Origin of the sequence: Pseudonocardia yuanmonensis, from assembly GCF_039542425.1 — a bacterium.
Taxonomy (GTDB): Bacteria; Actinomycetota; Actinomycetes; order Mycobacteriales; family Pseudonocardiaceae; genus Pseudonocardia; species Pseudonocardia yuanmonensis.
In genome coordinates this window covers 1-504 of the sequence record NZ_BAABIC010000088.1, presented here as the reverse complement: position 1 = coordinate 504, position 504 = coordinate 1, and the positions used below count along the sequence as shown (strand labels likewise).

1 rRNA gene is annotated in these 504 nt (G+C 54.2%); it reads right to left on the bottom strand.

The annotated features are described in order from the left end of the window. Window positions 1-504 (bottom strand): 23S ribosomal RNA (locus ABD990_RS34240); the annotation flags it as partial.

Genomic DNA, 504 nt, shown 5'->3' with positions numbered 1-504 from the left:
CCATCATGCTAAGCGCGCAGGCGCTTCACACTACCGGGGTATACCTTCTCCCGAAGTTACGGTATCAATTTGCCGAGTTCCTTCTCCTGAGTTCTCTCAAGCGCCTTGGAATATTCATCCCGTCCACCTGTGTCGGTTTGCGGTACGGTCTCGTACAGCTGAAGCTTAGAGGCTTTTCTTGGAACCACTTCCAATCACTTCGCAAGCAATGCTCGCTCGTGCCATACCCTTGATTTACGCGCCCGGCTTTGCCTAAGCGCCATCTTCGATACAGCAACAGGGACATCCAACACCCTGATGATCTTCCGCGATCCGTCCCCCCATCGCACTGTACGACGGTACTGGAATATTAACCAGTTTCCCATCAGCTACGCATCTCTGCCTCGCCTTAGGGGCCGACTCACCCTGCGCCGATGAACGTTGCGCAGGAAACCTTGGACTTACGGCGAGGGGGCTTTTCACCCCCTTTATCGCTACTCATGTCAGCATTCGCACTTCTGATAC